Origin of the sequence: Pantoea sp. GbtcB22, from assembly GCF_019091025.1 — a bacterium.
GTDB classification, from domain to species: domain Bacteria; phylum Pseudomonadota; class Gammaproteobacteria; order Enterobacterales; family Enterobacteriaceae; genus Pantoea; species Pantoea leporis.
This window is the reverse complement of record NZ_JAGXKB010000641.1, coordinates 1-244: the sequence shown is the minus strand read 5'-3', so window position 1 is coordinate 244 and position 244 is coordinate 1. Positions and strand designations below refer to the sequence as shown.

The 244-nt window shown below is 52.0% G+C and carries 1 protein-coding gene; it reads left to right on the top strand.

What is annotated here, in order from left to right; translation table 11 throughout:
• Positions 1-5 precede the first annotated feature (5 nt).
• Positions 6-244 (top strand): transposase (locus KVT28_RS26245; protein ID WP_368734947.1); only part of this gene is annotated, 239 nt, incomplete at its 3' end.

Genomic DNA, 244 nt, shown 5'->3' with positions numbered 1-244 from the left:
AAGGTGTGCATGGGCAAAAGGAAGTAAATCGCTTCAGCAACGATGAGGTTGGAATAGCCAGTTTGGTGAAAGTGTTGAAAAAGCTCAAACCGAAGCTCATCGTGTTGGAACCGACCGGTGGATTTGAGATGCTGGTGGTAGCCGAGTTGAGCCAGGCAGGCTTGCCGGTGGCAGTCGTAAACGGCAAGCGGATCAGAGACTTTGCAAAAGCGACCGGGCAGATTGCCAAGACAGACAAGCTGGA